A 12965-nucleotide genomic window follows, 5' to 3' on the forward strand; every position below is an offset into this window, starting at 1 on the left:
GCGGGCGATGGGATTCGTCGGGAGCGTGGACCCTGTGGAATAATCGTTCGGTCAGTCCGGTTCCGGTTCACACCGCGGCATCAGCCCGGTGACCCGGCGACCACCTTCGAAAGGGACGAAATGAAGCAGGGAATCCACCCCGGCTACGAGGTGACCACCGTCAACTGCGGTTGCGGTGCCGAGTTCACCACGCGCAGCACCGCCAAGGGCGGCCACATCACCGTGGAAGTCTGCTCGCAGTGCCACCCGTTCTACACGGGCAAGCAGAAGATCCTCGACACGGGCGGCCGCGTCGCACGCTTCGAGAAGCGTTACGGCAAGCGCGTCAAGTAGCACGCTCACGACGCCCGACTACGAGATCGACACGGTCTCGGAGTCGGGCGTCGTTGTCGTTTCCGATACACATTCGTTCGACGAGGGAGTGATCCACAGGTGAGCACGCAGGGACCGTCCGCTATCGACGACATCCTCGCCGAGCACGCTGGCCTCGAACAGCAGCTGTCCGATCCGGCGTTGCACGACGATCCGGCCAACGCGCGACGCGTCGGAAAGCGGTTCGCCGAACTCGCCCCCGTCATGGCGACCTACACGAAGCTGACATCGGTGCGCGACGACCTCGCCGCCGCCCGCGAGCTCGCCGAGATGGATGCGGCCTTCGCCGAGGAGATCCCGGCGCTCGAGGAGAGCGAGGCCGAACTCGACGCGCAGCTCACCGATCTGCTCGCCCCCCGCGACCCGCACGACGGTGACGACGTGGTCCTCGAAGTGAAGTCGGGCGCGGGCGGTGAGGAGTCGGCGCTGTTCGCGTCCGACCTGGTCCGCATGTACCTGAAGTACTGCGAGCGGCAGGGCTGGAAGGCACTGGTGCTCGGCGTCACCGAATCCGACCTCGGCGGTTACAAAGACGCGACGCTGTCGATCAAGGCCCGCGAGTCCGTGCGCGACGGCGTGTGGTCGAAGCTGAAGTTCGAGGGCGGCGTCCACCGGGTACAACGTGTGCCCGTCACCGAGTCGCAGGGCCGCATCCACACGTCCGCCGCGGGCGTGCTGATCTACCCGGAACCCGACGAGGTCGCGGAGGTCCAGATCGACGAGTCGGACCTGCGCGTGGACGTGTACCGCAGCTCGGGCAAGGGCGGTCAGGGCGTCAACACCACCGACTCGGCGGTCCGCCTGACACATCTGCCGACCGGTGTGGTCGTGACCTGCCAGAACGAGCGTTCGCAGCTGCAGAACAAGGCGCGCGCCATGCAGGTCCTCGCCGCCCGCCTGCAGGCGCTGGCCGAAGAGGAGGCCGCGGCGGAGGCGTCCGCCGGTCGTGCGGCGCAGATCCGCACCGTCGACCGCTCCGAGCGGATCCGGACCTACAACTGGCCGGAGAATCGGATCACCGATCACCGCATCGGATACAAGGCCAACAACCTCGACGCCGTGCTGAACGGTGAGATGGACGGGCTGATCGGGGCGCTCGTCGACGCCGACAAGCAGGCCCGACTGCAGCAGTGACCTCGGCAGACGCCCTCCGACGCGCGGGAGCGGCGGTACTCGCCGCGGCGGGCGTGGAGTCGGCCGCACACGACGCCGCGGAACTCCTCGCACACGTGCTCGACGTCGAGCCCGGACGGCTGCTGCTGGTCGACGACGTCGACGGAGCGGCCCGCGAGCGGTACGACGCCGCGCTGGACCGTCGTGCGGCGCGGGAACCGCTGCAGCACATCACCGGCCACGCCTACTTCGCCGGGCTCGACCTCGCGGTGGGCCCCGGGGTGTTCGTGCCGCGCCCGGAGACGGAGCTGATCGTCGCGTGGGCCGTGGGCGTCGCGGCCGGGCGTGCGGTCCGCGTGGCCGATCTCTGCTCGGGCAGCGGTGCACTCGCGCTCGGCGTGGCTCGCCATGCTCCGACGGCGCACGTCACCGCCGTCGAACGGTCGCCGGAGGCGTTCGAGTATCTGACGCGCAACATCGCCGCGACCGGGCGGGGAGTCCACGCCGTGCTCGCCGACGTCACCGACGCGGCCGCGATGGCCCGCGAACTCGGCGCGTGCGACGTGATCGTGTCCAATCCGCCCTACGTTCCCGCCGCATCGCCGGTGTCGCCCGAGGTCGCACACGACCCGTACGACGCCGTGTTCTCGGGCGAGGACGGCATGGACGTGATCGGCGCGATGATCCCGATCGTCGCCGACGCGCTCGTCGGCGGGGGAGCCTTCGCGGTGGAGCACGACGACGAGACGTCCGACGCCGTCGTGACCGCCTTGCGGGCCGACGGGCGATTCGATCGTGTCGAACCCCACACGGATCTCGCGGGCCGCCCCCGTTTCGTGACCGCCTTCCGCCGGGGCGAGCCCGGCGTCGTCGCCGACCGTGCAAGGATGGAACGGTGAGTGTCGTCTTCGATTGCAGTGACCCGTCCGAGCGTTCCGCAGGCCTGACGGCCGCGGTCGGGGCAGCGCGCGGCGGCCGCCTCGTGGTCCTGCCGACCGACACCCTGTACGGCATCGGCTGCGACGCGTTCGACAGCGAGGCCGTCTCGTCTCTGCTGGCGGCCAAGAACCGCGGACGCGACATGCCGGTCCCGGTCCTCGTCGGATCGTGGCAGACCGTCGACGGCCTGGTGCGTTCCGTCTCGCCGCAGGCGCGGGAACTCGTCCAGTCGTTCTGGCCCGGCGGCCTCAGCCTCGTCGTCGAACAGGCCCCATCACTCGCGTGGGACCTCGGCGACACCGATGCGACCGTCATGATCCGCATGCCGCTGCACCCGGTGGCGATCGAACTCCTCCGCGAGGTCGGCCCGATGGCCGTGTCGAGTGCGAACGTGTCGGGTCAACCGCCCGCGACGACCGTCGGAGCCGCGCAGGACATGCTCGGCGACCTCGTCTCGGTGTACCTCGACGGCGGCCCCGCGGAGAAGGCCGTGGCGTCGACGATCGTCGACCTGAGCGGTGTGGTCCCGCGGATCCTCCGCGAGGGCGCGATCTCGGCGGAGGAGATCGGCGAGGTGCTCGACATGGACGCGGACGAACTGCGGGCTCGTCCATGACCGGGCCGCTGGACGCCGTGGACCCGCAGATCAGGGACCTCATCGACCGCGAGGCCGCGCGCCGCGCCGGTTCGCTTCAGCTGTTGGCGGCCGAGACGATCGCGACGCCCGCGGTCCGCGCCGCGATGGGCTCGGTACTGGCGGACAAGTACGCGGAGGGCTACCCGGGGCACCGCTATCACGGCGGGTCGGAGGTGGTCGACGAGGTGGAGAACCTCGCCGTCGACCGCGCGCAGTCGTTGTTCGGCGCCGACTACGTCAACGTGCAGCCGTTGTCGTGGGCGCTCGCCAACTTCGCGGTGTACGCGGCGTTCGCGCAGCCCGGAGACCAGGTGATGTCGTTGAGCCTGCGCCACGGCGGTCACCAGTCGCACGGGTCGCGGGCCAACCTGTCCGGCCGCTGGTTCAGCGTCGTCAACTACGAGGTCCGCCAGGACACCGAGCAGGTCGACTACGACCGGATCCGCGACATGGCGTTGATCCACCGTCCCCGCATCCTCCTGGCCGGCGGTACCGCGTACTCGCGGACCTGGGACTACGCCGCTATGCGCATGATCGCCGACGAGGCGGGCTGCGTGCTGTGGGTGGACGGAGCCCACGTGATGGGGCTCGCGGTCGGCGGCGTCGTCGACTCGCCCGTGCCGTACGCGGACGTCGTGTCCGTCGCGACCAACAAGGTGATGCGCGGTCCGCGCGGCGGACTGCTGCTCGCCCGCGGCGAACACGCCGAGGCGCTGTCCCGCGCCGTGTACCCGTTCCTGCAGGGTGCGCCCGCGATGCACTCGATCGCCGCCAAGGCCGTCGCATTCGCCGAGTCGGGAACCGAGGCCTACCGTTCCTACGCCCGCGACGTCGCCGACCTGGCGTCCGACCTGGCGCGGAACTTCGCCGACCGCGGCCTGCCCGTGGTCAGCGGCGGCACGGACACTCACATCGGCATCGTCGACGTGACACCGCTCGGCGTCACCGGGCGGGAGGCCGCCCGCAGGCTGGCCGCGTCCGGGATCGTCGTCGACAAGGCGATCACCCCGTTCGACCGCGCCGCGGTCGCCGAGGGGTCGGCCATCCGGTACGGGACCGCGGCAGTCGTCGCCGGGGGAGTGGTTCCGGCCGACGCGGCCTCCATCGCCGACCTGATGATCACCGCGATGTCGAGCGACGACGCCGCGGTGCACGCGGGCGTCGCGTCCGCCGTCACCGGTCTCGGAGACCCCGAGTGAATCTGCTCGCACTCGAGTCGAGCACCGGGGGAGCGGGCGTCCCGCTCCGCGAGCTCGCTCTCGTCGGACTCACCGCGGCGGGTGTCACCTACCTGTTGACGTCGTTGGTTCGCGTGTTCGCGGTGAAGGCAGGCGCGGTCGCCGTGCCCCGTGAGCGCGACGTGCACGTGATCCCCACGCCGCGTCTCGGCGGCGTCGGCATGTACTTCGGCGTGGTCTGCGCCATCGGTCTCGCGGCCCAGCTACCCGCCTTGAACAGGGGTTTCGCCTACACGCACGACATGCTCGCGGTGATAACCGCCGGTCTGGTGATCGTGCTCGTCGGCGTCATCGACGACCGCTGGGGGCTCGACGCCCTCACCAAGTTCGTCGGCCAGCTCACCGCGGCGGGCGTCCTGGTGATCATGGGCGTCAGCTGGTATCTGCTGTACGTGCCGTTCGGCGACATCGGCACCGTGGTCCTCGATCCGCTGCAGGCCGGACTGCTGACGGTCGCGATCACGGTGACCACGATCAACGCGATGAACTTCATCGACGGGCTCGACGGTCTGGCCGCCGGGCTCGGCTTGATCGCCGCCGCCGCCATCTGCCTGTTCTCCCTCGGTCTGCTCCACGATCAGGGCGGCGACGTGAGCTACTACCCGCCCGCCCTCATCACGACGGCGTTGGCGGGCGCGTGCCTCGGCTTCCTGCCCCACAACTTCTCGCCCGCGCGCATCTTCATGGGCGACTCGGGCGCCATGCTCATCGGGCTCATGCTCGGCGCGGCGTCGACGAGCGCATCGGGTCGCGTGGCCCGCAGCGCTTACGGTCCGGCCGACATGTTCACGCTGCTGTCGCCGTTGATCCTGGTCGCGGCGGTGATGTTCATCCCTCTCCTGGACATGGTCATGGCCGTGATCCGACGCACCCGCTCGGGCGTCGGCTTCTACACGCCGGACAAGATGCACCTGCATCACCGTCTCCTCGAGATCGGCCACACGCAGCGTCGAGTCGCGCTGGTCATCTACCTGTGGGTCGGGCTGCTGGCGTTCGCCGTCGCGGCGTCGACGCTGGTCCCACCCGCAGTGGTGATGCCCGTCTTCGGCGTCGGCGTGCTCGTGGCGTTGATCGCCACGTTCGCCCCGCGTCTGCATCGCCGGTTCGCGAGATAAGCCCCGACCTCGCTAGCCTGGTCGGCGTGTCTGTGAATGATGAGAACCCGCCCGCCGACGAATCCCCCGCGGACGAGCCCGCCGTCAAGCATGAGTGGGACGATCCGGCCGCACCGCTGTGGAACGGGCTCAAGTACGGAGTCCGGGGACTCGGTGTCCTGCTGGTGGCGGGCCTCCTGATCTTCTGGCCCTGGAAGGGGACGCCGGGACTGTGGGGAGTCCTCATCGGAGCCGGAATCGGCGGAGCCTTCATCCTGATCACCGTGATCACGATCCTGTTGACCCGCACCGCGCCGCCGTCGGTCGTCATGGGCGCCCTGATGGGGTCGTACCTGGTCAAGGTCGTCGCCGCTATCGCCGTGACCGCGCTCATCAAAGACATGGACTTCTATCACAAGGGCGCCCTCGCCACGACCCTGATCGGCGCGATCATCGCGGTCCTCGGCGCCGAGCTGTACGGCGTGATGTCGACCCGGCAGACGTACACCGACGCGGACGGCACTACCGGCGGGTAGGGTGTGATCACCCTCACTGTGCCTACCCTGACCAGCTACTACAATCGATAGTAGGACGGTGAGCTGCCCCGCAGCTCGTCCAGGATTCGCCGCCGATGGTCAAGACTTGCTAATCTGCTGCACGCAGGCAGATTCAGGTGACGTGCGCCATTGAGTGATGTCCGAATCGCCACATGACAGTAGGACCCCCGCAGACCGTGAGGTCGGTGGGCCCGAGAACGGGAGAGAACGCTGAGCGCCATCCTCGCAGCTGGAGACGAATTCCACGCGCCGACACTGTGGGATTTCTATCCCGTGATGTTGTTCGGCGGGTCCCAGCCCAACCCCGAGTGGTGGGGCATGGACCGCCTCATGCTCATCCGCCTCATCGTGGCGTCCGTGGTCGCGATCGGTTTCCTGATCGCGATGCGCAGCCCCAAGCTGGTCCCGACCGGCGCACAGAACGTCGCCGAGAGCATGCTCGACTTCGTTCGCGTGCAGATCGCTGAGGAGATCCTCGGCAAGGAGCTCGGTCGCAAGTTCCTCGCGATCATCGCGTCGATCTTCTTCGCGACGATCTTCCTGAACCTGACGTCGATCGTCCCGTTCCTGAACATCTCCACGAACGCGCGCATCGGCATGCCGCTGGTGATGGCCCTGGTCGCCTACATCACGTACTGCTGGGTCGGCATCTCCAAGTACGGGTTCTTCGGCTTCATCAAGTCGTCGATCGTCCTTCCCGGCGTCCCGCTGCCGGTGCACTTCCTGCTCGTGCCGATCGAGTTCGTCTCGACGTTCATCCTCCGGCCGTTCACGCTCACCGTGCGACTCCTCGCCAACATGCTCGCAGGGCACATCATGTTGGTGCTGTTCTTCTCGGCAACGCAGTTCTTCGTCGTGACCAAGGGCGGACTGTGGAGCCTCGCGGGCGTCGGCGGAATCGTCGCGGGTATCGGCTTCACCTTCTTCGAGCTGCTGGTCATCGGCCTGCAGGCGTACATCTTCGCCCTGCTCACGGCCGTCTACATCGACCAGTCGTACCACGCCGACTCGCACTGACCCGCGAGCCGCACAGACCAACCGAAAGACCCGAGACCGGTCGACGTGACCGGCTCGCACGAACTGACTCACTCGCCCGCCCGGGCGAGGAGCCACCACGAAAGGGAACCGCAAGATGAGCATCATCGCCCAGACTCTCGCTGAGGACGGAACCATCACGGGCAAGGGCTTCGGCGCGATCGGCTACGGCCTCGCAGCCATCGGCCCCGGTATCGGTGTCGGCATCGTCGCTGGCAAGGCCATCGAGGGCATCGCCCGTCAGCCCGAGCTGGCCGGCCAGATCCGCACCACGATGTTCCTCGGTATCGCACTCTCTGAGGCACTGGCGCTGATCGGTATCGTCGCCGGCTTCATCTTCTGATCTAGGACGACACCACATGATCAACGAACTGATGATTCTGGCGGAAGCAACGCCAGAGGAGGGCGGCGAACATCAGCCGCCGAATCCGCTGCTGCCGCAGTGGTACGACATCACCTGGTCGCTGGTCGCCTTCGCCGTCGTTCTGTTCGTCTTCTGGAAGTTCGTGATCCCGAAGTACAAGCAGGTCCTCGAACAGCGCCGTGAGGCCATCGAAGGCGGCATCGAGCGCGCCGAAGCCGCACAGGCCGAAGCCGCCGCGTCGCTGAAGGCGTACCGCGAGCAGCTCGCAGGCGCTCGTGAAGAGGCAGCCGGAATCCGCGAGGAAGCCCGCAACCAGGGCACCCAGATCATCGCGGATCTGAAGGCTCAGGCGACCGCCGAAAGCGAGCGGATCATCGCCAACGGACACACCCAGCTCGACGCGCAGCGTCAGCAGGTCGTCTCCGAACTGCGCGGCGACCTCGGAAAGATGTCGGTCGACCTGGCCGAGAAGCTCGTCGGGGCTTCGTTGCAGGACGACGTCAAGCAGGCCGGAACCGTTGACCGGTTCCTCGCCGAGCTCGACGACGCGGCAAGCGCCAAGTAATCCAGGCAGCGACGGTGAGGAATGTGGGACGGCGAGCGGGCATCGACATGCCCCTCGCACCCACTGACTCCTCGCCCAGCGGAGAAGAAGGAATGCAGATAGATGTACGCAGCGTCTAGCCGTGAAGCCCTCGAAGGGGCTCGCGTCGAGCTGGAGACCGCATTGCGCGGTTCGTCCGCGCCGGGCACCGATGCGGTGACCGTCGGCGACGAACTGCTGTCGGTCGCCGAGACCGTCAATGACAATCGCTCGCTGCGCACCGCGCTGGCCGATTCGGCCACCGCTGCAGACGAGCGCGCGAAGATCGCCGACACCGTGCTGACCGGCAAGGTGTCCGACACCACGCGCGCAGTCGTCTCGTCGGCGGCGGCCCGAAACTGGTCGAGCGACGCCGACCTGCACCGCGCACTCCAGTCCCTCGGTATCGAGGCTCTGCTGTTCGCCGCCAAGGAGACCGGTCGCATCGACACCGTCGAGGAGGAGCTCTTCCGCCTCGCACGGATCGTCAAGGGCGACAACACCCTCGAACAGGCTCTGTCCGATCGCACTCGCAGCGCCGCCGATCGCTTCGGCCTGCTTCGCAAGCTGATCGACGGCAAGGTCGACACGGTCACCGAGAAGCTGGCGGGTTACGGCGTCGGCCGTACCGATGTCCAGCCGGGTGACGCGATCGACGAGCTCTCGCAGCTCGCCGCCGCGAGCAACGGCCGCAAGGTCGCCTACGTGACCAGTGCAGGGGAGCTCTCTGCAGATCAGCGCACCGCGCTGTCGGCGAAGCTCGCCGCCATCTACGACGCGCCGGTCACCCTGCACGTCGACATCGATCCGGAACTCCTCGGTGGGGTCGTCGTCCGCGTGGGCGACGAGCGCATCGACGGCAGCATCTCCGGCAAGATCGCAACGCTGCGCAGCGGCTTGCGGTAACCACACGATTCCCAGACCACTTTTAACAACAGCCAGGAGAAGCAGGAAAATGGCGGAGTTGACCATCTCCTCCGATGAAATTCGGAGCGCGATCGCAAGTTACACCCAGGAAGTGGGCGGCCAGGCCACTCGCGAAGAGGTGGGCACTGTCACCGACACCGGTGACGGCATCGCTCACGTCGCGGGCCTGCCCGGTGCCATGGCCAACGAGCTCCTCGAGTTCGAGGGCGGCATCCGCGGTGTGGCTCTGAACCTCGATCTCGACGAGGTCGGCGCCGTCATCCTCGGTGACTCGCAGAACATCGAAGAAGGCCAGGAAGTCAAGCGCACCGGCAACGTGCTCTCGGTCCCGGTCGGCGACAAGTTCCTCGGCCGTGTCATCGACCCGCTGGGCGCACCGATCGACGGCCTCGGCGCCATCGAGGCCGAGGGCGACCGCGTCCTCGAACTCCAGGCCGCCTCGGTCCTCGAGCGTCAGCCCGTCGAGGAGTCCCTCGCCACCGGCATCAAGGCCATCGACGCCATGACCGCCATCGGCCGCGGACAGCGTCAGCTGATCATCGGCGACCGCAAGACCGGCAAGACCGCCGTCTGCATCGACGCCATCCTGAACCAGAAGGACAACTGGGCGACCGGCGACCCGGAGAAGCAGGTCCGCTGCATCTACGTCGCGATCGGCCAGAAGGGTTCGACCATCGCGGGCGTCAAGGCCGCCCTCGAAGAGGCCGGCGCGATGGAGTACACCACCATCGTCGCGGCTCCCGCTTCCGACTCCGCAGGCTTCAAGTGGCTGGCGCCGTACACCGGTTCGGCACTCGGCCAGCACTGGATGTACCAGGGCAAGCACGTCCTCATCGTGTTCGACGATCTGTCGAAGCAGGCCGAGGCCTACCGCGCCATCTCGCTGCTGCTGCGTCGCCCGCCGGGCCGCGAGGCGTACCCGGGTGACGTCTTCTACCTGCACTCGCGTCTCCTGGAGCGCTCGGCCAAGCTGTCCGACGCACTCGGCGGCGGCTCGATGACCGCACTGCCGATCATCGAGACCAAGGCCAACGACGTCTCGGCGTTCATCCCGACCAACGTCATCTCGATCACCGACGGCCAGGTGTTCCTCGAGTCGGACCTCTTCAACAAGGGCGTCCGACCGGCCATCAACGTCGGCATCTCGGTGTCGCGTGTCGGTGGCGCCGCTCAGACCAAGGGCCTCAAGGACGTCTCGGGCTCGCTGCGTCTGGAACTGGCTCAGTTCCGTGAGCTGGAGGCCTTCTCGGCCTTCGCCTCGGACCTCGACGCCGCGTCGAAGGCTCAGCTCGAGCGCGGCGCCCGCTGGGTGGAGCTGCTCAAGCAGGACCAGTACAGCCCGGTCGCCGTCGAAGACCAGATCGTGTCGCTCTACCTCTGCGGCGAGGGCTTCATGGACTCGGTCCCGGTCGCCGACATCCGCCGCTTCGAGTCGGAGCTCCTGGCCGACCTGCACCACACCGCGTCGAGCGTCTACGCCAACATCGACGGCGGCAAGAAGCTGTCGGGTGACGACAAGGCCGCTCTCGCGACCGCGACGAACAACTTCAAGGCAGGCTTCATCGCCACCGACGGCTCGCGCGTCGTCGAGGCCGAGGCAGACGCTCTGGCCGCTGAGGACGTCGAGTCCGAGACGATCCGAGTGACGAAGAAGACGAAGTAGTCATGGCAACCATTCGGGAGCTGCGCTCGCGGATCAGGTCGATCCAGTCGACCAAGAAGATCACGAAGGCGCAGGAGCTGATCGCGACCTCGCGGATCACCAAGGCACAGGCTCGCGTGGCTGCCGCGCGTCCCTACTCCGAGGAGATCACCCGGGTCGTCACGACGCTGGCGAGCGCCAGCTCGTCGCTCGACAGCCCGCTGCTGACCGCTCGCGAGGAGGCCAAGCGGGCCGCCGTCCTGGTCGTGACCAGCGACAGCGGCCAGTGTGGCGGCTACAACTCGAACGTGCTCAAGGAGACCGAAGAACTGCTGTCGCTGCTCCGCAGCGAGGGCAAGACCCCGGTCGTGTACGTGATGGGCCGCAAGGGCATCGGGTACTACACCTTCCGCGATCGTCCGATCGCGTCGAGCTGGTCGGGCTTCTCGCAGCAGCCCGCTTTCGCCGACAGCGCGGACGCCGTCCACCACCTGGTGAACGCGTTCCTCGCGGGTTCGGACGAGACCGTTCCGCTGCCGCAGGGCGGCGAGATCGAGGGCTTCGACGAGCTGCACGTGGTCTACACGCGCTTCGTGTCGATGCTGACGCAGAAGCCGGTCGTCCGCCGCATGGCGCCGATCGACATCGAGTTCGAGACCGAGCAGTTGCAGATGGGCGACGACATCCTCGTCGACAACGGCAACGCTCACGTCTCGGCCGAGGTCGAGTTCGAGCCGGAGGCGAAGGACCTGCTGGACGCGCTGCTGCCCAAGTACGTCGCATCGCGCATCTTCGCGGCCCTCCTCGACGCCGCGGCGTCGGAGAACGCGGCACGTCGTACCGCCATGAAGGCGGCCACCGACAACGCGAACGAGCTCGAGAAGAGCCTGTCCCGTCAGGCCAACGCGGCTCGCCAGGCACAGATCACCCAGGAAATCAGCGAAATCGTCGGCGGCGTCGAGGCGCTGGCGAACTGATCGCGACAAGACAACCGAGGAAAGTGAAACAACAATGACTGCAGCAGTCACCGACTCGACCGCGGGCGCCGCTACGGCAACCGCGGGTCGCGTCGCCCGGGTGATCGGCCCCGTCGTCGACGTCGAGTTCCCGCGCGGCGCCATCCCCAACCTGTTCAACGCACTGCACGTGGAGGTCACCCTCCCGGCCGTCGCCAAGACGCTGACGCTCGAGGTCGCACAGCACCTCGGCGACAACGTCGTGCGCACCGTCTCGATGCAGCCCACCGACGGCCTGGTCCGCGGCGCGGCAGTCGTCGACACCGGCAAGCCGATCTCGGTTCCCGTCGGCGACGTCGTCAAGGGCCACGTCTTCAACGCTCTGGGCGACTGCCTGGACGCACCGGGCACCGGTCGCGACGGCGAGCAGTGGGGCATCCACCGCAAGCCCCCGGCCTTCGACCAGCTCGAGGGCAAGACGGAGATCCTCGAGACCGGCATCAAGGTCATCGACCTCCTGACCCCGTACGTCAAGGGCGGCAAGATCGGCCTGTTCGGCGGCGCAGGCGTCGGCAAGACGGTCCTCATCCAGGAGATGATCACCCGTATCGCTCGCGAGTTCTCCGGCACCTCGGTGTTCGCCGGCGTCGGTGAGCGTACCCGTGAGGGCACCGACCTCCACCTCGAGATGGAGGAGATGGGCGTTCTCCAGGACACGGCCCTCGTGTTCGGCCAGATGGACGAGCCGCCGGGGACGCGTATGCGCGTCGCCCTCTCGGCCCTCACGATGGCCGAGTACTTCCGCGACGTGCAGCAGCAGGACGTGCTGCTGTTCATCGACAACATCTTCCGCTTCACGCAGGCCGGTTCCGAGGTCTCGACCCTGCTGGGTCGTATGCCGTCGGCCGTGGGCTACCAGCCGACGCTGGCCGACGAGATGGGTGAGCTCCAGGAGCGCATCACGTCGACCAAGGGCCGCTCGATCACCTCGCTGCAGGCGATCTACGTCCCCGCCGACGACTACACCGACCCGGCGCCGGCGACCACGTTCGCTCACCTCGATGCGACCACCGAGCTCTCGCGTCCGATCTCGCAGCTGGGCATCTACCCGGCCGTCGATCCGCTGACGTCGACCTCGCGCATCCTGGAGGCCTCGATCGTCGGTGACGAGCACTTCCGCGTCGCCAACGAGGTCAAGCGCATCCTGCAGAAGTACAAGGAACTGCAGGACATCATCGCCATCCTCGGTATGGACGAGCTGTCGGAAGAGGACAAGGTCACCGTCGCCCGCGCGCGTCGTATCCAGAAGTTCCTCGGCCAGAACTTCCTCGTCGCCGAGAAGTTCACCGGCCAGGTCGGTTCCGTGGTCCCGCTCGCCGAGACCATCGACGCCTTCGACCGCCTGTGCAAGGGCGAGTTCGATCACCTGCCGGAGCAGGCGTTCAACAGCTGCGGCGGACTCGACGACGTCCTCGCCGCCGCTGAGAAGATCGCCGGAAAGTAGTCGG

Annotated in this window: 14 protein-coding genes; all 14 read left to right on the forward strand. The window is 67.7% G+C overall.

Translation table 11 applies throughout. From position 1 onward, the window contains the following. Positions 1-120 precede the first annotated feature (120 nt). The 14 genes from rpmE (at position 121) to atpD (ending at position 12961) form a co-directional block, all read left to right on the forward strand. The gene (gene rpmE, locus GYB83_RS12725) at positions 121-333 is read left to right on the forward strand and encodes a 50S ribosomal protein L31 (RefSeq protein ID WP_161895870.1); all 213 of its coding nucleotides are present in this window, start codon (positions 121-123) and stop codon (positions 331-333) included. A gap of 99 nt (positions 334-432) precedes the next feature. Beyond that, positions 433-1506 carry a peptide chain release factor 1 gene (prfA, locus tag GYB83_RS12730; RefSeq protein ID WP_161895871.1) on the forward strand — a complete coding sequence of 358 codons (1074 nt, stop codon included), beginning with the start codon at positions 433-435 and terminating at the stop codon, positions 1504-1506. Continuing rightward, a complete protein-coding gene (gene prmC / locus GYB83_RS12735) occupies positions 1503-2384 on the forward strand; it encodes a peptide chain release factor N(5)-glutamine methyltransferase (protein ID WP_161895872.1) in 882 nt (293 codons plus the stop codon). Before prfA ends, prmC begins: the two co-directional genes overlap by 4 nt. Next, a complete protein-coding gene (locus GYB83_RS12740) occupies positions 2381-3040 on the forward strand; it encodes an L-threonylcarbamoyladenylate synthase (RefSeq protein ID WP_161895873.1) in 660 nt (219 codons plus the stop codon). The genes prmC and GYB83_RS12740 overlap by 4 nt, the downstream gene beginning before the upstream one ends. Then, a complete protein-coding gene (gene glyA / locus GYB83_RS12745; RefSeq protein ID WP_161895874.1) occupies positions 3037-4260 on the forward strand; it encodes a serine hydroxymethyltransferase in 1224 nt (407 codons plus the stop codon). The genes GYB83_RS12740 and glyA overlap by 4 nt, the downstream gene beginning before the upstream one ends. Further along, on the forward strand, positions 4257-5414 hold the full coding sequence (locus GYB83_RS12750) for a glycosyltransferase family 4 protein (RefSeq protein ID WP_161895875.1): 1158 nt from the start codon (positions 4257-4259) through the stop codon (positions 5412-5414). Before glyA ends, GYB83_RS12750 begins: the two co-directional genes overlap by 4 nt. A gap of 26 nt (positions 5415-5440) precedes the next feature. Further along, positions 5441-5929 carry a Cg1360 family ATP-synthase-associated protein gene (locus GYB83_RS12755; protein WP_161895876.1) on the forward strand — a complete coding sequence of 163 codons (489 nt, stop codon included), beginning with the start codon at positions 5441-5443 and terminating at the stop codon, positions 5927-5929. A gap of 297 nt (positions 5930-6226) precedes the next feature. Further along, positions 6227-6967 carry a F0F1 ATP synthase subunit A gene (atpB, locus tag GYB83_RS12760; RefSeq protein ID WP_161895877.1) on the forward strand — a complete coding sequence of 247 codons (741 nt, stop codon included), beginning with the start codon at positions 6227-6229 and terminating at the stop codon, positions 6965-6967. A gap of 115 nt (positions 6968-7082) precedes the next feature. Beyond that, the gene (locus GYB83_RS12765) at positions 7083-7328 is read left to right on the forward strand and encodes an ATP synthase F0 subunit C (RefSeq protein WP_161895878.1); all 246 of its coding nucleotides are present in this window, start codon (positions 7083-7085) and stop codon (positions 7326-7328) included. 16 nt (positions 7329-7344) lie between these two features. Continuing rightward, positions 7345-7914, forward strand: coding sequence for a F0F1 ATP synthase subunit B (locus GYB83_RS12770; protein WP_371865062.1), 570 nt, complete (start codon positions 7345-7347; stop codon positions 7912-7914). A 102-nt stretch (positions 7915-8016) separates the two neighbouring features. Beyond that, positions 8017-8838 (forward strand): F0F1 ATP synthase subunit delta, encoded by an 822-nt coding sequence (locus GYB83_RS12775; protein WP_161895879.1) that lies wholly within the window; start codon positions 8017-8019, stop codon positions 8836-8838. Positions 8839-8887: 49 nt separating this feature from the next. Continuing rightward, entirely contained in the window at positions 8888-10522 is a 1635-nt protein-coding gene (gene atpA, locus GYB83_RS12780; protein WP_161895880.1) for a F0F1 ATP synthase subunit alpha, read from the forward strand. 2 nt (positions 10523-10524) lie between these two features. Further along, a complete protein-coding gene (locus GYB83_RS12785; RefSeq protein WP_161895881.1) occupies positions 10525-11478 on the forward strand; it encodes a F0F1 ATP synthase subunit gamma in 954 nt (317 codons plus the stop codon). Between the two features lie 34 nt (positions 11479-11512). Continuing rightward, positions 11513-12961 (forward strand): F0F1 ATP synthase subunit beta, encoded by a 1449-nt coding sequence (gene atpD / locus GYB83_RS12790; protein ID WP_161895882.1) that lies wholly within the window; start codon positions 11513-11515, stop codon positions 12959-12961. Positions 12962-12965: the final 4 nt, after the last annotated feature.

The sequence above is a fragment of the Gordonia spumicola genome (assembly GCF_009932475.1).
In the GTDB taxonomy this organism is placed as follows: domain Bacteria; phylum Actinomycetota; class Actinomycetes; order Mycobacteriales; family Mycobacteriaceae; genus Gordonia; species Gordonia spumicola.

Coding starts and splice junctions, on each gene's coding strand:
- rpmE (WP_161895870.1), top strand. CDS start 121: ATGAAGCAGGGAATCCACCCCGGCTACGAGGTGACCACCGTCAACTGC.
- glyA (WP_161895874.1), top strand. CDS start 3,037: ATGACCGGGCCGCTGGACGCCGTGGACCCGCAGATCAGGGACCTCATC.
- atpB (WP_161895877.1), top strand. CDS start 6,227: ATGTTGTTCGGCGGGTCCCAGCCCAACCCCGAGTGGTGGGGCATGGAC.
- GYB83_RS12765 (WP_161895878.1), top strand. CDS start 7,083: ATGAGCATCATCGCCCAGACTCTCGCTGAGGACGGAACCATCACGGGC.
- GYB83_RS12770 (WP_371865062.1), top strand. CDS start 7,345: ATGATCAACGAACTGATGATTCTGGCGGAAGCAACGCCAGAGGAGGGC.
- GYB83_RS12775 (WP_161895879.1), top strand. CDS start 8,017: ATGTACGCAGCGTCTAGCCGTGAAGCCCTCGAAGGGGCTCGCGTCGAG.
- atpA (WP_161895880.1), top strand. CDS start 8,888: ATGGCGGAGTTGACCATCTCCTCCGATGAAATTCGGAGCGCGATCGCA.
- GYB83_RS12785 (WP_161895881.1), top strand. CDS start 10,525: ATGGCAACCATTCGGGAGCTGCGCTCGCGGATCAGGTCGATCCAGTCG.
- atpD (WP_161895882.1), top strand. CDS start 11,513: ATGACTGCAGCAGTCACCGACTCGACCGCGGGCGCCGCTACGGCAACC.